The sequence below is a fragment of the Virgibacillus sp. NKC19-16 genome, from assembly GCF_021560035.1.
Classification (GTDB): Bacteria; Bacillota; Bacilli; order Bacillales; family Amphibacillaceae; genus Virgibacillus_L; species Virgibacillus_L salidurans.
Window position 1 is genome coordinate 3,796,428 of sequence record NZ_CP074373.1, and the last position, 20,755, is coordinate 3,817,182.

The window sequence follows — 20,755 nt, forward strand, 5'->3', positions numbered from 1 at the left end:
CACAACTACTCCTGATCAGGATTACGTAAATAATAGCCTACTCCCCGGCGGGTAACTAGCCACATCGGATTACTCGGATTCTCCTCAATTTTCTCACGGAGCCTTCTTACCGTTACATCCACGGTACGCACATCTCCAAAATAGTCATAGCCCCATACAATCTCCAGTAAATGTTCACGCGTCATAACCTGTCCAATATGGCGTGCTAAATAATGCAATAACTCAAACTCACGGTGTGTCAGCTCAATCTCAACGCCATTTCTTGAGACAACATAGGCATCCGGGTGGACAGTAAGCGTACCGATCACAATATCTTTCGTAGCCTTCACCGCATCATCCGGGACTTCCTGCCTGCGCAAGTTCGCTTTTACCCGTGCAATCAATTCACGATTACTAAACGGTTTTGTCACATAATCATCCGCACCAAGCTCAAGGCCCAGTACTTTATCAATTTCCGTATCCTTTGCTGTCAGCATGATAATCGGCATAACTTGAGTTTTGCGAATCTCACGGCAAACTTCATTCCCGTCTCTTCCTGGTAACATAATATCTAGTAATATTAATTCAGGTTTCTCTGATTCAGCAAGCGCAATAGCCTCATCTCCATCATAGGCCAGTACGACCTGATATCCTTCTTTTTCTAAGTTGAATTTCAATATATCTGCAATTGGCTGTTCGTCATCTACTACTAAAATTTTCTGACTCATAAGGCCACATCCTTTTCAAACATTCCTATCATCTATTTTACCGTACTTTTGGTCAAATGTCTTGGGTTGGCGTTGATTATTGTGAGATTTCCACTTTGTTACCGGTTGAGCTGCTTTTACGGGGTTGCGGGTACGTAGAGGTGCTCTACGTTACCAGAGCGGATGCTTTTGCGAGGTTTCGGGCACGTAGAAGCACGCCTCGTTACCGGTTGAGCTATTTCCCAATATTTTTCTATTATTTTAGCAGTATCTAATAGATAGTCCAACTTTTATATAACAAAAAGAGGCCATCAATGCAGACAGCCTCAGGCAAATTAATCTCTATAAACACTTCGCACAACATTCGTCTGCGAGCGATCTGGCCCCACAGAAAATACAGACAGTGGAATTTCCGATAATTGGGATATACGCTCTAAGTAATGGCGCGCATTTTCCGGGAGTTCATGCAGGTTTTTCACATGTGTGATGTCTACTGTCCATCCTGGCATTTCCTCATATACCGGTTCACATTCTGCTAAAACAGATAAACTTGCCGGAAATTCATTCATGATGTCCCCTTTATAACGGTAAGCAACGCAAATTTTCAAGTTTTCAATACCTGTTAACACATCTAATGAGTTTAATGATAAATCCGTAATTCCGCTCACGCGACGTGCATGACGGACGACTACACTATCAAACCAACCAACACGACGAGCTCTTCCTGTCGTTGTTCCGTACTCACGGCCGACTTCGCGAATTTGCTCACCTACTTCATCATCCAGTTCTGTTGGAAAAGGGCCATCACCAACGCGAGTCGTATATGCTTTCGACACACCCACAACATGATTAATTTTCGATGGGCCTACCCCAGATCCAATGGTCACGCCACCTGCAACCGGGTTGGACGACGTCACAAACGGGTATGTCCCCTGATCGATATCAAGCATGACACCTTGCGCCCCTTCAAATAAGACGCGACGCCCATCATCCAGTGCATCGTTTAATACAACGGATGTATCACAAACATAGTTCGCTAATTGCTGGCCATATTCATAGTACTCTTCTAAAATATCTTCAACCTGAATCGGATCTACTTCATACACTTTTTCAAATAAACGATTTTTCTCTTTTAAATTTTGTTCCAATTTCGTGCGGAAAACTTCCTTATCCAGTAGATCAGCAATACGAATGCCGCTGCGTGCCGCTTTATCCATATACGCAGGTCCGATGCCTTTTTTCGTTGTACCGATCTTGTCAGCACCTTTATCCGCTTCCTGCAACATATCCAATTGCAGGTGATAAGGCAAAATCACATGTGCGCGGTTGCTGATGCGCAGATTATCTGTTGAAATATTACGCTCATGCAGATAGGCAATCTCCTCGACAAATGCTTTCGGATCTATTACCATGCCATTTCCTAATACACAAATTTTATCATCAAAAAATATTCCAGACGGGATTAAATGCAATTTATATGTCACATCATCAAATTTAATCGTATGTCCTGCATTGTTTCCCCCTTGATAACGAGCAACAACCTCGGCGTTTTGCGATAAAAAGTCCGTGATTTTCCCTTTCCCTTCATCGCCCCACTGTGTTCCAACTACTACTACTGAGGACATCGTGCACCTCCACTAATTCTATAAAATATGTTTTTTGTTGATCACTAGTGTGAGTTTATCAGTAATTGAGGTGGAAGTCAATTTGAAAAGCGAACATTATATCAGATTTAATTTTTATTGTTCGGCATCATAACGCTTCATACTCCCCAGTTTCTTTAGTTTTGATTTGTAAGCCCGATACGGCATCCAAGTAAAGACCAAACTAGCAATGGATAAGGAAAACAAAAATGCTATAAAGACCGTTACTATTACATTATTAGCTAAGGCAAGAAGCGTAATTAGTATAACACTAATAATCAAAGACCCCATAAAACCTTTCGCCATTCGATTCTTTTCTTTCTCGTATGTTTCGGCGATCGTATCGTTGTCTGTATAAATTGGCTTTGTCCCTGGCGCTGCTGTAAATATATGCATGCCAGCATTTGAATAGACGGCTGACCAACCCGCAGCTTCAAAAAATGCGAAGTACTCCTCATCAGCATCATCCCGGTAATCCAAGCTATATACGATGTTTTGGCTCTCTCCTTTTCTTAATTTAAAATAAAATCCAAAAAGGACAAAGCCTTCAAAAATCCAGCCCTCTCTCGCATATTCCTGCAGCTTTTTCATTTCCTTTTCCTCTGAGAATGCCAATCCTCCGTTAGTAATGTATTTTATATCCTTCAATTTATTTCACGCTCCTTTTGGTGCAAAATTTTCTCTGCATGCCGAACCATTTCACGTCTGCGCTCCACCTCTTTCTTTAAAAGCTCGAGGCCTTTTTCCGTAGCAACGTATGTTTTTCTTTTTTTATCTTTATCACCAACTTGTTTAATTAAGTCAGCTGCCAAAAGCTTTTTTATAATGGTGTACATAGAGGCAGGGCCAATGGATAAACGGTTATCGGTCATCTCTTCTATGGTTTGCATAACGACATAGCCATGCTTTGCATCTACCAGAGAAAGGAGTATGTAATAAGCACTATCCGTTAACTCACCCATCTCTATGGAATCATTTCTAGGCATCGATTTCCTCCTTTTATATCATTTAATGATATATCGTTGAATATAATGTATCGTTTAATGATATATTTGTCAATAACTTTCTTGCTTATTGAATAAAACAAGCCTTTCAGCAAAAAATATTTATAGATTAGTTTACAAAAGTCTCCACACGATGAGGTGAAAAAATGCCTTCGATTGAGCCACATTTATCCATGATCGGGCGATTGAAAGGGAGCTTGATACAGTTAACGGAGGAAATCGATCAAATGATTGATACCATTGATATAGAAGAATCCAATGTGTTAAATAAATTTGAACAGATACATCATTCCTTTCATAATGTCCAAACTACAACCGCATCTTATTACCTGAAATTATATTTATCGCCCTTTACCGCCCAATATGATGTACTTTCCACAGCCGTCCAACATTTATCAGAACGGAGACATGGTGCATTAATTGTGATCCAACGAAAGGACGAATTGGATAGTCTAATTCATTCTGGTTTGCCCCTCAATGCTGACCTGTCCTATTCGCTGATGGAATCCATTTTTTACACAGGCAGTCCCCTGCATGATGGGGCAGTCTTAATATGTAATGATACGATTATTTCTGCTGCAAATGTACTCCCATTATCGGAGCACAAGGCTGATGGTAAAAAACTCGGAACCAGGCACCGTGCAGCTCTTGGCCTTTCTGAACAAACGGATGCACTGGTACTGGTTGTGTCAGAGGAAACCGGAAGAGCGACTTTTGCATTAGACGGAAAATTGTATCCGATACGGACGACTGGGGTGGTGTAATTTCAGTTGGATATACCTGTTTTATGAATTAAAGTTATCCCACAGAAAAAAGGCTTATTCCCTATAGAAATAAACCTTCTGATGCTTCACCGCGTAAGCATCAAACTGTGCCAGCTTACCTTACGCACCATCATTGGCTGACTCTTCATACCGACGTTTTTGGCGGTACCCATAGGTAATGTCTCTTACCATTTCCTCGTTTTCCAAACTTGCCCCAATGGCACCAGTTACAGTCGTAACGGAGGCTAAAATCCACGCCAGCTTCACATAATGGATGACAGTAAACGAACCATCGAGGTTTGCCAATGTCTTATATGCTTCTGGTGGCACAAGCGTCACGACAAGGATAAAAAAGAACGTAAACAATACGACGTAATACGTAATAACGGAAAGAATCAGTGTCATTACTGTTGTCTGGTTATATAAACGACGCATTGACTTATTTTTTCCACTTGCGGGCGTTTCCCAAAGGTTGTGGGAGACGATAATCCAGGCAACCATCAGGGTGATCGCTGCCAATGTTAGCAAAGTCAGCCTTGATTCGCTCAGCAGATGGCTTAACGTCCATATGGTTGAAAAAATCGAAGCAAAAGCCCCCGTCGTAAATGCTACCGCAATAACCTTTTTGAATGAGGCCATGATGCTCCAGGGCCTGTTTGCTTGTGTCATGCCAAGAAGCAGACGGATTCTGCCGTTCATTTTTGGGACTACAATATAGCGTTTATCCGCTTCCTTTACCCCGTTATCTGCATCAACCCTTTTTACCCGGTTTAAGGGAAATTGCTTCTCTAGCAAACTTTTGGAGTCATTTCTTCTTCCGTCATTTTCTTCGGAAGGATGGTATAATTTGTTTATGATTGTAATAACCGCATTTCTCACTTTTTCCTTTTTAACCAGCCAGCCAAACGCAGGAATAGACAATTGAGCCACATCATGCTTGTTGCTAATGTCTGTTACGATGACATTCTTATGAAGAAATATAGGTAAATCCGTTAAGCAAATCGCATATTTCCAATCACGCTGCTTTCGGATTTCTACAGCATCTTCCAAAATATCATCAACCGACTCAGCAAAGCCGGTAACCGGATCAACCAGTGTTTCCACAGACCAGTTAATATTGTCATCAATTTCTTCGGCAAAGAACTTCGGCAGTACTTCCCCGAAATCTGCTGCAATTTCTGCAGGTAGCTCTGGTGCAGCAATTATTCCTACTTTTATCTCTCTACTCAATTTTCTGCACCCTCTTCCTTATTCAGATCATCGGAATCCTTCTTACTGCCCTCATCATCCTCTTCCTCTCCAATCTCATAGCTTCGCTGCTGCTGGCGGAAGGAATACGTAATGTCTCTTATCTTTTCTTCTCTTTCCAGCCCCGACCCGATAGCACCAGCCAGCGTTCCAAGGGAAGTAATAAGCCACACGAGACTAAAATAGTAATTAGCTCCCGGATCACTGTCCATTCCCATTGATAGTTGGAATAAATCAGGTGGAACAAACAAGGAAATCGAAATGGAAAACATTCCAAAAAGCACAATATAATTGATGCAGACAAGAGAAAATAATGTCAAAAAGGTCGTGGCGTTATAGAGCTGACGCCAACGCTTTTTTCCGTGTTCTGATGGCTTTTCCCAAAGATTTTGTGAAAAAATAATCCATGTGACCATTCCAAAAATCGCCAGCAGCATCAAGAAAATCATTCGATAATTGCTGTATATAATGCTTAAGTGCCACGGTGTTGAGAATATGGAAATATAGGTGCCCGTTGCAAATGCAAGGGCGAGCACTTTATAAAAGGAAAAGAATGCTTTCCATGGGCGATTGGCTCTGGTCATTCCCAGTAACACCCGGATATAGCCAATAACCCTGGATGATGTCACATAACGCAAATCTGCACCCGATTGATTGGAATATCCTTCCTCTCTTTTGATCAGAGAGATAGAAAATGGGTTTTTCTCTGCCTTTTTATGTTTTCGCATGCCTGCCCTTGTCTGTTTTGGGTTTTCTAACTCGGATAGTGAATCGGCATATAGATTCTCCATTAACTTCAGCAAGCTTTGTCTGATACTTTTGCGGGTCGGGAACAGCCCAAAGGAAGGAACGGAAATCTGTGCGACTCCCTCTTTCAAGCTGGCATTGGCCACAACTAATTTTTTACCGAAGAAAAACGGCAAATCTGTCAAACTGATGGCGTAATCCCAGCCATTTTCCTGTTTTATATTATTTGCTTTTTCCAGTACTTGATTAACATCTTCTGCTACTCCTACCAGTAGATCTACCGTAACTTCGCTCTCCCATGTCACCTGAGAATCGATTGTTTTCTCAAGCAGTTCCGGCAGTTCTTTCATCAGGTCTGTGCATATATCAGCAGGGAAACCTGGTGTGGAGATCAGCCCAACTGTGATAGATGCAGTCATTATCTCTGCCCCCTTTTTATCCGTCATTAATAGTTTGTCTTTATTTGTCGTCTTCCTTTTGCTTTCCCTTTTTTGCTGGTTGAAAACCGCTTTACGTATACTTTATCTGGCAAAATTTGATATATAGCAGGAAGGATGCCGGAAGTTGGCGCTTAATCAGGAAGAAAAATATTAATGCAACCCCTAAGAAAATAAGTCCGTAACCAATTGAGGGAACTTTATATTTCATAGATATTCTCTCCCTATTAACCTGTCTTCATCCTTTCTTTTAAATCTATCCAAACAACAGAATCCAATCCAGCTGTAAAAACAGAGGGCGTAGATACCGAAAACCGCCTATTTTACCAGCAAGTAACCAAGCAACTCCTGCTGTTACACTACCGGCAAACAAACCTGAAACCAAGAAGCAAATGTTACATCAACAAGCATACCTACTTCACATATATCTTCTTCTGGATTTGTTACTCCTCTGTTGACTTGCAATCCCAGTATGGTATGTTGTGTTCAAAGGAGAGGAGATTGAATGAAAAAACGGATAAAATTTTTTTGCTATAATATTGCCCTACTATTACTAGTTCTATTGCTCGTTGGGTGTGCAGGCGATACGGATGCAGAATCAGGAACACATCCTTCAGACAATGAAAATGAATCCGCTTTAGAATCGGAAGAAGAAACTGATGGGGTAGATGAATCTGGATCCACAACAGTATCAGCAGAATCCTCAGTCGGCAATTCTAATGATAATGAAATTTCTTCAGAAGAAACAACTAACGAGAAACACGCAAATAATACATATGAAGGCGAAGATGGCAATACATCTGGAAGTGAAGAAGATAATCCATTGTCTAAATACTCTTCTGAGGAAATCGAATACGCTAGGGTCTGGCTGCAGCTTGGTGTTATGAAAGATGTAGATGAATTAAATGTCCGACATATTCCAGCCCGTACCCCTTTTAACCCTGATGATGAAACCAGTGCTGACTATCCGGAAGATGTGATCCAGCTCGCAGGCGGCCGCTTAGTTGCTGGGTCGGTAACATACAGCGGTAATGGAGACGGTACGATTAATGTATACAATGTGCCTTTACGATGGGATGGTGAGTACCCTGCAGATGAAAAATTTTACAACGATATTATTGAAAATACCGAGCTAGAGTACGTTGACACAGGTGATGATGAAGAGATCATAGAGCTCATCGGCAAAATGAATATTCATTAGTCGGGAGTGGTTATATTGATTTAGGTAACCTCTCGTTAAACTAAGGGGCTGTTCAAACATATATTGCAGCCCCTTTCAAAGTTAGTGTGATTTTTTTATCATTGAATCTTTCTTTAATGCATGCTTCCACGATTCTAGCCCGATCTTATATCATAGAGTCTTTCTCTGGTACATGGTATGCCAATTTTTTCTCAACATTGTATTAGAGAATCTTTCACTAGTACATGAGTACTCCAATTCTACCTCTTCCATGTATCAGAGAAGCTCATGTACTCCTTTTTTAAGAAAGTTTCACTAAAAATCACTACCTGAGGCTTCTTTCATCCACTGTACAATCAAGCCGATATCTTTCTATCTTTCCCAGACTCTACTCCGGCAATCACGATAATAACAGCTAAAATACACAACACAATTAGAGGCACCAGCCACCCATTCGTTACATCATGAAGTGCCCCGGCAGTGACAGGTCCGGCCGCTGCCATTAAATAGCCAAAAGACTGCCCCATTCCTGACATTTCCGATGTTTGCTTACCATCTCTTGATCGCAAGCTGAAAAACATCATCGATAAGCTAAAGGCAGATCCAGAAGCAATTCCAATCAATAATGCAGCTACAGGATTAAGAATTGGGTTGCCAAAAATCAATCCGATTACCCCAATAAGAAACAATATCCCGCTTAAAGCCCCGATTAATTTCTGATTAGCCATTTTTTCTGCTATAAGCGGGACGATAAATGTGGTCGGAATGAGGCCAAACTGCATAAGCGATAACATCCATCCTGCTGTACTGGAACTATAACCCTGCGTTTGAAGAATTACTGGCAGCCACGTAAGCATGGTATTATAAATTAATGATTGCAAACCCATAAATATAGTGATATGCCAAGCTAGAGAGGACTTCCATATACTACTACTATTCTGTGATGGAGTGCCGCCTACCTGGTCCGTATTATTTTTTCTACGAAGCTGCGGAATCCAGATCGCCGTCGCTATTATAGAAAGAACAGCCCAAAATGCAAGTGACCCTTGCCAGCCTATTCCGGAAATAGATGCTAATGGCACACTGATGCCGGCAGCCAATGCACCGAACACGTTCATAAAAACAGCATATAGACCTGTCATGATACCAATTTTAAGCGGGAAATTTATTTTAATAAAGCTTGGCAACAGCACATTTCCAATTGCAATAGCTAGGCCAATTAATATCGTACCTGCAAATAGTAGGACTGCCCCGAAAAAAGGACGAACGATAAGTCCGATTGTTAATAGAATTAATGAAAAGAAAAATGTCCTTTCCATCCCAATTCGGTTTGCAATTTTCGGTGCAAACGGGGAAAGGAATGCAAAGGCGAGTAGCGGTAGTGTCGTAATCAATCCTGCTAGAGTATTGCTGAGACCAAGGCCGTCGCGAATAAATGATAGGAGCGATCCTACCGAAGTCAATGGTGCCCTAAGGTTGGATGCAATCAATATAATTCCAATCACTAGCCCCCATAATGCTAATTTATTTCGTTGTGGATTATCTATTTTTGTTACTGATTTCTCCAATTCTAGTCCCCCACAATACTTCTAAGGGGCCTGTCCCTCACCGCTTTAACACATTAACGTAGCGGGGGACAGACCCCTTCAAGTCTTAAACTGGAACTGGCGGTACATCACTCTCTTGATAGCGGTGATCCAGGTCCACGAATTTATTGTATTCTTTCACAAACGCTAGCTCCACCGATCCGGTTGGGCCGTTACGTTGTTTGGAAATGATGATTTCGATGATATTCTCTTTCTCAGATTCTGCATCATAGTAGTCATCACGGTACAGGAATCCTACAATATCAGCATCTTGCTCTATACTTCCTGACTCACGCAAGTCAGACATCATCGGGCGCTTGTCCTGTCGTGATTCAACGCCACGGGACAGCTGCGATAGGGCAATTAATGGAACATTTAATTCACGTGCCAGCCCTTTTAACTCCCGGGAGATTTCCGAGACTTCTTGTTGCCGATTTTCACGAGAATTTCCGGTACCCTGAATAAGCTGCAGATAATCGATTAAAATCATACCAAGTCCGTCTTCCTGCTTTAAGCGACGGCATTTAGAACGAATCTCACTCACACGAATTCCCGGCGAGTCATCGATATAGATGCCGGCATTGGAAAGGGACCCCATTGCCATCGTTAGCTTACTCCAGTCATCTGCCTGGAGTTGTCCATTACGCAGGCGCTGGGAATCAATATTTCCCTCTGCACAAAGCATACGCTGCACAAGCTGATCTGCACCCATCTCCAGACTGAAAATAGCAACATTCTCGTCGCTGTTTACAGCAACATTTTGCGCAACATTCAAGGCAAAAGCTGTTTTACCAACAGATGGACGCGCTGCTACAATAATTAAATCATTTCGCTGAAAGCCGGACGTAATTTTGTCTAAATCACGAAATCCCGTTGCAATACCGGTGATATCTGACGTAGCCTGATGGAGCTGTTCAATCGTGTCATACACTTCGATCAGCACATCTTTAATCGTTTTAAAAGCCCCCGTTTGTTGACGGCTCGATACTTCTAAAATATTTTTCTCTGCTTCGTTCAATACCGCTTCAACATCATCTTCTTTTTCAAATCCGGATGTGACAATATCTGTAGCCGTGCGAATTAGACGACGGAGCAATGCCTTTTCTTCAACAATTTTACTGTAATATTGGATATTAGCAGCGGTTGGTACACTGCCGGCAACTTCAGAAAGGTACGCCACGCCACCAGCTTCATCGAGCGTCTTTTGATTTTGCAGGTAGGTCGTTACCGTGACAACATCAATTGGCTCACCCTTATCAGCAAGACTCATCATTGCCTGGAATATACGTTGGTGGCCTGCCCGGTAAAAATCTTCCGCTACCAATAATTCAGACGCCGTTGAAAAGGACTCCGGCTCCAGGAACACAGCACCAATAACAGATTGCTCCGCTTCTATATTATGTGGGGGTATGCGGTCATTCCAAGCCTCACTCATTACGTCCCCTCCTTACCTAAAGAGACATTTCTATATACTAATTGCTTTCACAATGGAAGCAAAGAGGCGTCCCCATGCTTCCTTACTTTTCCGTTACATGCACGGTAACCGAACCGGAAACTTCCGGATGCAGCTTAACAGGCACTGTTGTATAACCTAATGCGCGAATCGGCTCATCCAGTTCGATTTTTCGTTTATCGATTTTATAGCCGTGATCTTTTTCCAGTGATTCAGCAATGTGTTTACTTGTGATCGAACCAAAGAGACGTCCGTTGTCGCCTGATTTGGCTTTTAACTCAACATCCAAATCTGCCAATGTATCTTTTAGGTCCATTGCTTCTTCTTTAACCTTTTGTTCCTGTTGCGCGTCTTTACGCTGTTTGGCTTCCAATGCTTTCAAATTTCCGGGTGTTGCTTCTTGGGCAATGTTATTTTTCAGTAAATAATTACGTGCATAGCCATCCGAAACATTTTTCACTTCGCCTTTATTACCTTTTCCTTTTACATCTTTTAGAAAAATTACTTTCATTCTGATTCTCCCCCTCCGAAATATTCATCTAAAATATCCTTTAATAAGCCCTCGGCATCCTCGAGGTTCGTGTCTTCAATTTGTGTAGCAGCATTTGTTAAGTGACCGCCACCATCCATTTTTTCCATAATAACCTGCACATTGATTTCACCTAGCGAACGTGCGCTGATGCCAATTCTGCCATCTTTACGTTCAGAGATAACAAATGATGCCTTAATACCGCTCATTGTTAAGAGCGTATCAGCTGCTTGAGCTATTAATATATGCCCATAAGTCTTGCCGGATTCTGCGGTTGAAATAGCAATAGAATCACGGTAGACCTCGGAGCGTTCAATCAATTTACTACGTTTTATATAAACATCCAGATCTTCCTTCATAAACTGCTGCACCAACACGTTATCGGCGCCTTTGGAACGCAAATAGGAAGCAGCGTCAAAGGTGCGTGAGCCTGTTCGCATAGAAAAGCTTTTTGTATCAACAATAATACCTGCTAACAACGCTGTCGCTTCAAGTATTTTCAGTTTCAGGTTTTTCGGCTGATACTCAAGCAGCTCTGTTACAAGCTCTGCGGTTGAAGACGCATATGGTTCCATATATACGAGTGTTGGATTATCAATAAATTCCTCGCCTCGACGGTGATGATCAATAACCACTTTGTAGTCCGTTTTTTGAAGCAGATCTTCATTTGCAACCATCGAAGGTCGATGAGTATCCACCACAACAACTAAGCTACGGCTACCGGTAAGCTCTTCTGCCTCTTCCGGATCAATTAAATCCCCCCATAGTTCCTCATCTTTCTGTATTGCCTCAACTAAGCGATAGACCCCTGTATCGACATCATCCGGGTCAAACACGATGTGACCCTCCACACCATTTGTTTTCGCTATATTTAAAATACCGATTGCCGCACCGAGCGAATCCATATCCGGTGATTTATGTCCCATAATAATGACATTATCACTTACTCTGACAAGTTCCATCAAGGCATGGGAAATAACGCGCGCCCGAACCCTGGTTCGCTTTTCCATTGGGTTTGTCTTTCCACCATAAAAACGAACTTTCCCGGCTTCATCTTTGATCGCGACCTGATCACCACCACGTCCAAGGGCAAGATCCAGGCTAGATTGTGCCAGCCCTCCAAGATCAGGGAGTGATGCCTCACCATATCCGACACCTATACTAAGTGTAACCGCGTTACCCTGTTCGACGTCTACTTCACGGACTTTATCCAGGATATCAAATTTTGCGTTTTCCAGCTCTTGCAGAATTTCCTGCGTCCCTATTGCTAAAAACCGTTCTTGAGATGTCCGTTTCAAATAAAGCCCATTCTCTGATGACCAATTATTTAAGACAGAGGTTACTTGTGAATTCAATTGACTTTTCAGCCTATCATCCATATTTTGCGTAATTTCCTCGTAATTGTCCAAATAAATAATAGCTAAAACTGTTTTATCATTATGATACAGTGTTTGTAATTCCGAATGCTCTGTACGATCAAACACATACAACAAGCGCTCTTCTTTTTTTACCTTTGTTTCAAATTCATAGCCTTCCATTTCAAACCATACATTCTCTTTACTTTCCTTAATCATTGGGATAAGATCTTCAGAAAGCATGTTCAGTGAATTCCCGACAATTGTGTTATTCTCTTCGGCAAATTTATTCATATATGGATTTGCCCATTCGATCTTGTAGTCCTCACTATATAAAACAATACCAAATGGCATTTCCAGTAATGCTTCATCTCCTACTTTTTTAATCCGATGGGAGATGGTAGCTATATATTTTTCTGCTTCTTGAAGCAATGTTCTCTCTGTTCGTATGCTGTAGTAAATGGAAGCAGCTAAAAACAATGTCATGATGAGTCCAAGCACCCATTGGAAATACCATATGACAGCAAGCAGCAGAATGGACAGTACATAAATCACCCATAAATGACTGCTAAGTTTTGGTTTCTTTTGTAAATCTGGCATAGTACTCAGCTCCTACTTACGTGCACCTTATTTTTCATTATTATCTGTCATGCGATCCCTTAACCTAAAGCCTATATCAATTATACCTAAAATGCGTACTAAATACAGTAGTGGGGCAAAAATTACGATCAATACCACACTTAAGATAGGAATTGCTTTTGAGATATTCTTATGATGCGCGTAAAAGAATATAAAGGAAATGCCTTGAAGGGACATTAACAGGCCTGTTATGACAAGCAGATTTTGAGCCCCTAAGTAAAGAACGTTATCCGGATCCAGTTCAATAAATGAAAAAACTAGCGCTGCTAAATAGATCCATATAACAGAAACCGGAAATTGTAGCATGCGAAAAGGTGGAAACCGCAATTCTTTTCGCTCTATCCGATTTATCACTTTATAGCTAAGCCATTGGCTAATAAATGCCAGGACAACAGCGGCAACTGCCAAGCCTACGGGAAACAGATCTGTTAATAATCCAATTTGTTGCTCCAGTAATTCTTGGGTTTCTTCCATCTGCTGCTCTCCAGCGCCAAATTGTTCTAAAAATGCCGTGCTCATTTGCATGGATTCTGCGAGTGCTGATTCAAATTCCTCTATCCAATTTACATCGAATAAAACCTGGCTATACACAAAAACAAATAATAAACCGACAATAAAGCCAAATGTTCCACGGGCCCATGTCTCATAAGCAGATACATTCTGGTAAATCGCGCTTCCAATCATTAACCCACCAAAGCCCATAAGTACAGCGATTGGCAACGAAAAGACAGTAGCAAAAAGTGTTGTCAAAATCATCGCTGCAACAAGCATTAATAAAGTTGGTTTCCAATTATATCTTGATGCGTATATAACAAATGGTACCGGCAACACAAACATTGCAAAAATCGATAGCACAGGAACAAAAACGGTGACCAGCAACAGCACCATAAATATTGCTGTAAGTAATGCTCCATCTGTTAGCCTCTTTGATTGATTCATAATTGCACCTCATCTAAAACAAAACGTTTCTAAATTTAATCTCACTCATTATAATATGATAACATGATTTATAGGGTTATGTATGTCGAAACACGTAGAAAATATTATTTCCCGGGGAATATTTTGGCGGATCTTCTAATAATTAAGATGCGGAATATCCCGAGTGTAGTTGGATGACATAGCCCCATATGAAAATGTCATTGATTTTTCATGGCATGACACGCTTTTATAATTCTTTTCTATTATAATAAAAATAAACGGTACAGAAGGATGAGAAAAATGATTTTCCTGCAAGCATTCCTCCATAGTATCAAATTGCCGCGTAAAAAGGCAATTTTCAAGCTTAATCGAATTGGAATGGATATAACGGTAGTGTATATGTTTATTCTATTATTACTTGTTTCTATGCCATCATTGATCGATCAACTAACAGCAACCGAAGGTCAGAGTGCCAATTTAAATTTTTTGTTTTTACTTATTTATTTTTTTATGTTCTATTATCTCCCAATGACGATAATTGTTTTTCTCATGCTGTCACTGATTGCCTATATCGCAACAATAGTAGCAAAAGGGATGCGGCGCAAATTACGTTTCTCCATTCTCTGGAAAATGGCTGCCTATACGACAACAATTCCGTTTTTACTTTACACTGTTATTGCGTTGCTTTATCCCGTTAGTGACGTGTTTTTGCTGCTTTCTCTTATTTATACACTAGTACTAATCGTTATGATTATTTCTGTTTATCCGAGGCGTAAAATTCGGTCGTGAAGGTGTGGGGCTTCCTTTCGTGACGCTGTCTCCCAGTTTAGAGTGACTCAGCGTACGATACGGAATTCACCACTGATCCATAGAACCGATACCCGAGGCTCGAGCGTCGAATGCCGAGGCCTGAGCTACGAGTGCCGAACATGGGCCGCTGAATGCCGATGTCCGGACACGAACGCCGAAGCAATAGCCACGAATCCCGAACCCTAAAACACCTGCCACCTCGCTTTAAATTTCCACTAGCAAAAAACCTCCAAACCCAGCCCTACAGCCAGATTTAGAGGTTTAACTATTATTATTCTCCCGCTACAAATGGCAATAAAGCCATTGTACGAGCGCGTTTGATTGCTTTTGTAAGTTTACGTTGATATTTTGCAGATGTTCCAGTTACACGACGTGGAAGAATTTTTCCACGTTCTGAAACGAAACGTCTTAGCAAATCAACGTCTTTATAGTCGATGTGTGTAATACCATTTGCTGTGAAATAACACACTTTTTTACGCTTTGCGCGTCCGCGACGAGCTGCCATTGATAACCCTCCTTTTGTTTCTTAGAATGGTAAATCATCGTCTGATATATCGATAGGCTCTCCATTATTTTTAAATGGGTCCTCTTGATTTTGGTTCTGATTTTGGTTCTGCCATGGAGCCTGGTTTTGATTCTGATTTCTGTTTTGGAATCCTGATGTGTCCTGTCCTCTTTCTTGAGAGGCACCTTTTGATTCTAAGAATTGTACACTATCTGCAACAACTTCTGTTACGAAGACTGTTTTACCATCTTGTCCTTCAAATGTACGTGACTGAAGGCGGCCGTCTACACCGATCATGCTACCTTTTTTCATGTAGTTCGCAAGGTTTTCGGCCGGTCTGCGCCAAACCACACAGTTAAGAAAGTCCGCATCACGATTCCCCTGTTGGTTCGTAAATGGACGATTAACTGCAACGGTAAAGTTGGCTACTGCCACTCCGCTTGGTGTATAACGTAAATCAGGATCCTTCGTTAACCTGCCTACTAGTACGACACGATTTAACATCAGAACCACTCCCTATTATTGATCATCTTCTCGAATTGCCATATGACGAATAATATCATCAGAGAACTTCGCTTGGCGATCAAATTCATTAATTGCCTCTACATCACTGCTGAAGTTAATGACTACATAATATCCATCACGATAGTCTTGAATTTCATAAGCAAGACGTTTCTTGCCTTTTTCATCAACTTTATCAATCTCCGCGCCATTATCGGTTAAAACCTTATTGAAGCGCTCAATTAATGCTGTCTGAGCTTCCTCTTCAATGTCTGGGCGGATGATATACATGATTTCGTATTTTCTCATCCGGTACACCTCCTTTTGGTCTATGCGGCTCCATTCAATCGAAGGAGCAAGGAGTAATCACTTGCATTACTCACAATAGTGTATTATACCAAATGTTTTACAAAATAACAAGTCTTCGAGAGATCCTGATTTTACGTTAAAACTTACACATTAAACCGGAAATGGATAACATCGCCGTCTTTGACGAAATATTCCTTGCCTTCTAAACGAACATTACCATTTTCGCGGGCTTTATTCATGGATCCTGCATCCATTAAATCATCGTAGGAGACGGTTTCTGCACGAATAAAGCCTCTTTCAAAATCAGTGTGGATGATTCCTGCTGCTTGTGGTGCTTTAATGCCTTTGCGGAATGTCCATGCGCGTACTTCCTGCTCTCCGGCCGTGAAATACGTAGCCAAACCCAGTAATTGATAGGAAGCTTTGATAAGCTGATCCAGGCCGGATTCGGCAATGCCCAACTCATCTAAGTACATTTCTTTTTCTTCCTGCTCAAGTTCAGCAATTTCCGCTTCGATTTTCGCACAGACAATAATAACCTCTGCGCCTTCGTTAGCAGCATACGATTTTACCCTTTGCACATTCTCATTCGCGTCCGGATCCGCAATCTCATCTTCATTCACATTTGCCACATACAGTGTTGGTTTGCTTGTTAGTAAATGAAGCCCTTTTACAATCTTCCATTGGTCTTCTGTGAACTCCAGTGATCTTACGGACTTTTCCCCTTCCAGGCCAGCTTTTAGGTGATTGAGAACGTCCTGTTCAGCTAAAGCCTCTTTGTCCTTTTGCCTAGCCATTTTTTCGACGCGTTGCAAACGCTTATTAACTGTCTCCAGGTCAGCTAAAATTAATTCCAGATTAATGATTTCAATATCATCAATTGGGTTAATTTTGCCGGATACGTGTGTGATATCATCATCCTGGAAACAACGCACCACCTGACAAATCGCGTCAACTTGGCGAATATGGGAAAGAAATTGGTTTCCTAGTCCCTCCCCCTTACTTGCACCTTCCACAATACCTGCAATATCCGTAAATTCAAAAGCTGTTGGTATTGTTTTTTTCGGTTTTACTAACTCTGTTAATTTATTTAAGCGATCGTCGGGAACCTCTACAATGCCGACATTGGGATCAATTGTAGCAAACGGATAATTCGCCGCTTCCACCCCAGCTTGTGTAATTGCATTGAAAAGTGTAGATTTTCCTACATTGGGAAGTCCGACAATTCCTGCTGTCAAAGACATTCAACTTTCACTCCTTAAGGATTTCATTCATATGAACGCGTCAGTCATCCTAATTATAGATTTAACAAATTAAAAAGACAAGCTTGTAAAAAGCAAAAATAGGCAACCGAAGTATGCCTATTTTCATCTTTTACCCTATTATTTTTACTTTTTCTATCTATCTCTATGTCTATAATACTACTTTAGTGGCAGTATAGTCAATTTTAACTAATTATTCATTTTCTGCTTTTTCCAGTATTTTTTTCATTTTCTTGGTAAATTCCCTTCGTGGGATCATAACACTGTGCCCGCAACCCTGACATTTAATCCGTATATCCATTCCCATACGAATAATTTTCCAGCGATTTTCTCCGCAAGGATGCGACTTTTTCATCTGTACGACATCGTTCAATCCAAAGTGTTTATCCACCATTTGGCTTTCTCCTTTTTTCAACAATTATACCACGTTTACTGTTCGCGCTCCCTATTTTGCTCTGTTATTGTTTCTCTATCACTTCGATTATACATCACAACACGCGGCGCCGGAATTTGGATACCTTCTTTGTATAATTGATCCTGCATTTCTTTTCGGATATTTCGCTCACCAGCCCACTGGAAGCCTGGCAGCGTATCTGCGATCACACGAATGACAAAATGGGATACTTCCAAGTTCTGTACACCGATAATCTCCGGTGTTCCTAAAATAAATTCATATTTTCCGGGTAGCGTCGCTGCTACCTCATTAATGATTCTTTCCGCATCTTCAACATTGCTTTCATATGGAATATTAATATCTACGAGAGATAAGCCATTATGAGTTGAATAATTGGTAACTTGAGTGACATTACCGTTTGGCAGCACATTCATTTCGCCTGTCCAGCTTAAAACTTTCGTCGTGCGCAGACCAATTTCTTCCACGGTTCCTTCAACTCCGGCCACTGCTACATAATCACCAACAGAAAATTGGTCTTCAAAGATAATAAAGAATCCGGAAATAACATCACGCACTAGATTCTGTGCACCGAAACCAATTGCTAGCCCGGCAACACCAGCACCAGCCAAGAGCGCTCCTACCTGAAAACCTAATACGTTGTCGAGAATCATAATAAAAGCAATAAAATAAACAACATACGCGACAACATTTTTAATTAATTTCTTAAGCGTATTTTCCCTTCGCTCTGTAATTCGAATTCGGCTGCCCTTTTCTCTATTGCTAAAGAGTCGATTAACAAGTTTTCTAGTGACTTTCACAATCGTAACGGCCAAAACTAAAATAAGGATTATCCTTAAGATACCAGTCCCTATCATTATCCAAAGTTCTGGACCAGTCAGATAGTCCCATAGAGATGTGAATTGATTTGTGATTGTTTCCATGATGTAACCTCCATTCAATTACTGTGTCTATTTTCCATTTTGTTCCAAATCGGGTATAACAACAATCGGGTCAGTACATATAAATTTAATATCCCATACACAGGGTAAACATAGGCAACCAATGTTGAAAATCCTAATTGCGTTAATGGAATCATTGTAGCTAAGGTTACGATGACAATCAACCATAAGGGTTTCTTAAAATAGTCCTTTATCCTAGTTACAATTCCAAGCACCCCAGCTGCTGCCGTTGTGAAAATAGCAAACCAAAGCAGAATACTCATCAATATAAGTATTTCAAATGGATAATGCTTCAGTATCGCAAATAAAGGTATTTCATATAACAACAATTCATCAGCAATTTGAATTAAGCTATTATTGTAAATATAGGAAATAACCCCTAATATAAGTCCACTACCCACACACGCAATCCAAATTTCCTGCCTTGATCTGATCTTATTCCCAATTGCTCCAAGTACCGCTATTAATGGCAGAATATTCAATGCCGTAAACGGGAATGCTGCAGTCCAATTCCGCTGTTCCTGCCAATGGGAAAACAATGCCAACTCCTGATCGATGGTAAATAATAATAGAATAAATAGAAGCCCGCCAAGTAAAAGCGGCAAAATAAATTGATTCATTGCTAATAAACCATTTATATCCTTCAAAAATAAAATAATCAAAGCAATAACCATAATACCTATACCCAACCAATAGGGTAAGTTAAACGCCTGTCCTGTCGCCCCACTTCCAGCAATCATGACAACAGTAGTCGTGAACAAATATAAAAATATCATAACATCATAGAATCCGGTTAATCTTCCACCCACAATTTCACGTAATACCGGCAGATACTGTGTTGATTTACGCTCATAACTAACCTTTAAAATCACACCACATGACACCGAGAAAAAGATAACAAACAAAAGAATAGCCAGTCCACTTTCATGGCCAAAAAATTGCCATAATTCTCTTCCGGAAGCATAACCTGCTCCAATTGTCGTCCCTATAATTAAAAACATCCATTTCAGACCTGCACTCCACATCCCAGTTCCTCCAATATTTTTCAGAATCGATGTATAGAACGATGAAAATATCCGTATACTATACCAATATGATTGTGGAGGCTAAGCTATGAATCTTAAAAACCGTTTTAATCCGAAAAAAGAGACGATGAGAATGTTACATACCGATCCCGAATTACTCACGAGAATGAGTGAAAAAATAATTTCATGGCTTCTTCCATTCCCGCGTGAGTATATCGTTGTCTGTATCGGGACAGATCGTTCTACAGGAGATGCACTCGGGCCATTAGCCGGGACAACCTTCTCCGCAATGAAACCAAAGCATCTAACCATTTATGGAACCTTACACGAACCAGTCCATGCAACAAATTTAGAAGAATACTTCAAACAAATTAACAATAATCACCGAAACCCTTATATCATTGCAGTTGATGCCTGTCTGGGAAAGGATCATTCTATAGGTCAGCTTATTACGGCGACAGGACCAGTAAAGCCAGGCGCAGCCCTAAACAAGCCACTCCCAGCAATTGGGGACATGCATATTACTGGAGTAGTCAACATTGGCGGATTTATGGAACATGCCATTTTACAAAACACAAGACTTTCCGTTGTAACAGACATGGCAAATAAAATAGCATTATTGTTGAGTGTGATTGACTCTCGGATGACATCTAATCATCCGCTTACTGCAGTTATCAAACAGCAGGAGCATTCAAAAACGATATGATTTAATACTCCCTTTATATATTAGGGTACTTTCTAAAGGATTGGGACTGGACCAAAGGTTCGCCCCACCGGAAACATTTGTTGTTTTGACACAAA

General features: G+C 40.9%; 22 protein-coding genes. 4 read left to right on the forward strand and 18 right to left on the reverse strand.

Translation table 11 applies throughout. From position 1 onward, the window contains the following. Window positions 1-5: 5 nt before the first annotated feature. The 4 genes from yycF to KFZ58_RS18940 all read right to left on the reverse strand — a co-directional run bounded on the left by yycF (window position 6) and on the right by KFZ58_RS18940 (window position 3,315). Entirely contained in the window at window positions 6-707 is a 702-nt protein-coding gene (yycF, locus tag KFZ58_RS18925; RefSeq protein ID WP_235792832.1) for a response regulator YycF, read from the reverse strand. 314 nt (window positions 708-1,021) lie between these two features. Beyond that, a complete protein-coding gene (locus tag KFZ58_RS18930) occupies window positions 1,022-2,311 on the reverse strand; it encodes an adenylosuccinate synthase (protein WP_235792833.1) in 1,290 nt (429 codons plus the stop codon). A 114-nt stretch (window positions 2,312-2,425) separates the two neighbouring features. Next, on the reverse strand, window positions 2,426-2,977 hold the full coding sequence (locus KFZ58_RS18935; RefSeq protein ID WP_235792834.1) for a DUF2812 domain-containing protein: 552 nt from the start codon (window positions 2,975-2,977) through the stop codon (window positions 2,426-2,428). Next, window positions 2,974-3,315, reverse strand: coding sequence for a PadR family transcriptional regulator (locus KFZ58_RS18940; protein ID WP_235792835.1), 342 nt, complete (start codon window positions 3,313-3,315; stop codon window positions 2,974-2,976). The genes KFZ58_RS18935 and KFZ58_RS18940 overlap by 4 nt, the downstream gene beginning before the upstream one ends. A gap of 164 nt (window positions 3,316-3,479) precedes the next feature. Between KFZ58_RS18940 and cdaS the strand changes: the two genes are divergently transcribed. Then, on the forward strand, window positions 3,480-4,097 hold the full coding sequence (gene cdaS, locus KFZ58_RS18945) for a sporulation-specific diadenylate cyclase CdaS (protein ID WP_235792836.1): 618 nt from the start codon (window positions 3,480-3,482) through the stop codon (window positions 4,095-4,097). 120 nt (window positions 4,098-4,217) lie between these two features. On the opposite strand, the gene KFZ58_RS18950 is transcribed toward cdaS, so the two are convergent. After that, window positions 4,218-5,327: a hypothetical protein gene (locus KFZ58_RS18950; RefSeq protein WP_235792837.1), complete on the reverse strand. Its 1,110-nt coding sequence runs from the start codon at window positions 5,325-5,327 to the stop codon at window positions 4,218-4,220. Further along, window positions 5,324-6,511 carry a hypothetical protein gene (locus KFZ58_RS18955; protein ID WP_235792838.1) on the reverse strand — a complete coding sequence of 396 codons (1,188 nt, stop codon included), beginning with the start codon at window positions 6,509-6,511 and terminating at the stop codon, window positions 5,324-5,326. The genes KFZ58_RS18950 and KFZ58_RS18955 overlap by 4 nt, the downstream gene beginning before the upstream one ends. Window positions 6,512-7,034: 523 nt before the next feature. Here KFZ58_RS18955 and KFZ58_RS18960 point away from each other — a divergent pair. Then, window positions 7,035-7,730 (forward strand): YdeJ family lipoprotein, encoded by a 696-nt coding sequence (locus KFZ58_RS18960; protein ID WP_235792839.1) that lies wholly within the window; start codon window positions 7,035-7,037, stop codon window positions 7,728-7,730. Window positions 7,731-8,065: 335 nt separating this feature from the next. Here the strand turns inward: KFZ58_RS18960 and KFZ58_RS18965 are convergent, their stop codons facing one another. From KFZ58_RS18965 to KFZ58_RS18985, 5 genes are all read right to left on the reverse strand, one after another. Next, window positions 8,066-9,277 carry a CynX/NimT family MFS transporter gene (locus KFZ58_RS18965; protein WP_235792840.1) on the reverse strand — a complete coding sequence of 404 codons (1,212 nt, stop codon included), beginning with the start codon at window positions 9,275-9,277 and terminating at the stop codon, window positions 8,066-8,068. An 85-nt stretch (window positions 9,278-9,362) separates the two neighbouring features. After that, window positions 9,363-10,730 carry a replicative DNA helicase gene (dnaB, locus tag KFZ58_RS18970; protein WP_235792841.1) on the reverse strand — a complete coding sequence of 456 codons (1,368 nt, stop codon included), beginning with the start codon at window positions 10,728-10,730 and terminating at the stop codon, window positions 9,363-9,365. Window positions 10,731-10,812: 82 nt separating this feature from the next. Next, window positions 10,813-11,259, reverse strand: a complete 447-nt coding sequence (gene rplI / locus KFZ58_RS18975; RefSeq protein ID WP_235792842.1) for a 50S ribosomal protein L9 — start codon at window positions 11,257-11,259, stop codon at window positions 10,813-10,815. Continuing rightward, entirely contained in the window at window positions 11,256-13,232 is a 1,977-nt protein-coding gene (locus KFZ58_RS18980; RefSeq protein WP_235792843.1) for a DHH family phosphoesterase, read from the reverse strand. Before KFZ58_RS18980 ends, rplI begins: the two co-directional genes overlap by 4 nt. A gap of 27 nt (window positions 13,233-13,259) precedes the next feature. Further along, complete coding sequence (locus KFZ58_RS18985) at window positions 13,260-14,210, reverse strand: YybS family protein (RefSeq protein WP_235792844.1); 951 nt, start codon at window positions 14,208-14,210, stop codon at window positions 13,260-13,262. A 315-nt stretch (window positions 14,211-14,525) separates the two neighbouring features. On the opposite strand from KFZ58_RS18985, the gene KFZ58_RS18990 reads away from it, so the two are divergent. After that, window positions 14,526-14,978 (forward strand): DUF1189 family protein, encoded by a 453-nt coding sequence (locus KFZ58_RS18990; RefSeq protein ID WP_235792845.1) that lies wholly within the window; start codon window positions 14,526-14,528, stop codon window positions 14,976-14,978. 292 nt (window positions 14,979-15,270) lie between these two features. On the opposite strand, the gene rpsR is transcribed toward KFZ58_RS18990, so the two are convergent. From rpsR to KFZ58_RS19025, 7 genes are all read right to left on the reverse strand, one after another. Next, window positions 15,271-15,504 carry a 30S ribosomal protein S18 gene (gene rpsR / locus KFZ58_RS18995; RefSeq protein WP_235792846.1) on the reverse strand — a complete coding sequence of 78 codons (234 nt, stop codon included), beginning with the start codon at window positions 15,502-15,504 and terminating at the stop codon, window positions 15,271-15,273. A gap of 21 nt (window positions 15,505-15,525) precedes the next feature. Next, a complete protein-coding gene (gene ssb, locus KFZ58_RS19000; RefSeq protein WP_235792847.1) occupies window positions 15,526-16,008 on the reverse strand; it encodes a single-stranded DNA-binding protein in 483 nt (160 codons plus the stop codon). 15 nt (window positions 16,009-16,023) lie between these two features. Then, window positions 16,024-16,314, reverse strand: a complete 291-nt coding sequence (gene rpsF / locus KFZ58_RS19005) for a 30S ribosomal protein S6 (RefSeq protein ID WP_235792848.1) — start codon at window positions 16,312-16,314, stop codon at window positions 16,024-16,026. Between the two features lie 143 nt (window positions 16,315-16,457). Next, the gene (gene ychF / locus KFZ58_RS19010) at window positions 16,458-17,558 is read right to left on the reverse strand and encodes a redox-regulated ATPase YchF (RefSeq protein ID WP_235792849.1); all 1,101 of its coding nucleotides are present in this window, start codon (window positions 17,556-17,558) and stop codon (window positions 16,458-16,460) included. Window positions 17,559-17,769: 211 nt separating this feature from the next. After that, complete coding sequence (locus tag KFZ58_RS19015) at window positions 17,770-17,970, reverse strand: DUF951 domain-containing protein (protein WP_235792850.1); 201 nt, start codon at window positions 17,968-17,970, stop codon at window positions 17,770-17,772. Window positions 17,971-18,005: 35 nt separating this feature from the next. Further along, window positions 18,006-18,911 carry a mechanosensitive ion channel family protein gene (locus tag KFZ58_RS19020; RefSeq protein WP_235792851.1) on the reverse strand — a complete coding sequence of 302 codons (906 nt, stop codon included), beginning with the start codon at window positions 18,909-18,911 and terminating at the stop codon, window positions 18,006-18,008. Between the two features lie 14 nt (window positions 18,912-18,925). Beyond that, a complete protein-coding gene (locus KFZ58_RS19025) occupies window positions 18,926-19,954 on the reverse strand; it encodes a YkvI family membrane protein (protein WP_235792852.1) in 1,029 nt (342 codons plus the stop codon). Window positions 19,955-20,042: 88 nt separating this feature from the next. Between KFZ58_RS19025 and yyaC the strand changes: the two genes are divergently transcribed. Continuing rightward, complete coding sequence (gene yyaC, locus KFZ58_RS19030; RefSeq protein ID WP_235792853.1) at window positions 20,043-20,660, forward strand: spore protease YyaC; 618 nt, start codon at window positions 20,043-20,045, stop codon at window positions 20,658-20,660. Window positions 20,661-20,755: the final 95 nt, after the last annotated feature.

Bases quoted from the DNA above. Each gene is read 5' to 3' on its own strand.
- KFZ58_RS18980 (WP_235792843.1), bottom strand. From the start codon at position 13,232: ATGCCAGATTTACAAAAGAAACCAAAACTTAGCAGTCATTTATGGGTG.
- yyaC (WP_235792853.1), top strand. From the start codon at position 20,043: ATGAATCTTAAAAACCGTTTTAATCCGAAAAAAGAGACGATGAGAATG.
- KFZ58_RS19025 (WP_235792852.1), bottom strand. From the start codon at position 19,954: ATGTGGAGTGCAGGTCTGAAATGGATGTTTTTAATTATAGGGACGACA.
- KFZ58_RS18955 (WP_235792838.1), bottom strand. From the start codon at position 6,511: ATGACTGCATCTATCACAGTTGGGCTGATCTCCACACCAGGTTTCCCT.
- rpsF (WP_235792848.1), bottom strand. From the start codon at position 16,314: ATGAGAAAATACGAAATCATGTATATCATCCGCCCAGACATTGAAGAG.
- cdaS (WP_235792836.1), top strand. From the start codon at position 3,480: ATGCCTTCGATTGAGCCACATTTATCCATGATCGGGCGATTGAAAGGG.
- rplI (WP_235792842.1), bottom strand. From the start codon at position 11,259: ATGAAAGTAATTTTTCTAAAAGATGTAAAAGGAAAAGGTAATAAAGGC.
- yycF (WP_235792832.1), bottom strand. From the start codon at position 707: ATGAGTCAGAAAATTTTAGTAGTAGATGACGAACAGCCAATTGCAGAT.
- KFZ58_RS18940 (WP_235792835.1), bottom strand. From the start codon at position 3,315: ATGCCTAGAAATGATTCCATAGAGATGGGTGAGTTAACGGATAGTGCT.
- KFZ58_RS18930 (WP_235792833.1), bottom strand. From the start codon at position 2,311: ATGTCCTCAGTAGTAGTAGTTGGAACACAGTGGGGCGATGAAGGGAAA.
- ychF (WP_235792849.1), bottom strand. From the start codon at position 17,558: ATGTCTTTGACAGCAGGAATTGTCGGACTTCCCAATGTAGGAAAATCT.
- ssb (WP_235792847.1), bottom strand. From the start codon at position 16,008: ATGTTAAATCGTGTCGTACTAGTAGGCAGGTTAACGAAGGATCCTGAT.
- KFZ58_RS19020 (WP_235792851.1), bottom strand. From the start codon at position 18,911: ATGGAAACAATCACAAATCAATTCACATCTCTATGGGACTATCTGACT.
- KFZ58_RS18985 (WP_235792844.1), bottom strand. From the start codon at position 14,210: ATGAATCAATCAAAGAGGCTAACAGATGGAGCATTACTTACAGCAATA.
- KFZ58_RS18960 (WP_235792839.1), top strand. From the start codon at position 7,035: ATGAAAAAACGGATAAAATTTTTTTGCTATAATATTGCCCTACTATTA.
- KFZ58_RS19015 (WP_235792850.1), bottom strand. From the start codon at position 17,970: ATGGTGGATAAACACTTTGGATTGAACGATGTCGTACAGATGAAAAAG.
- dnaB (WP_235792841.1), bottom strand. From the start codon at position 10,730: ATGAGTGAGGCTTGGAATGACCGCATACCCCCACATAATATAGAAGCG.
- rpsR (WP_235792846.1), bottom strand. From the start codon at position 15,504: ATGGCAGCTCGTCGCGGACGCGCAAAGCGTAAAAAAGTGTGTTATTTC.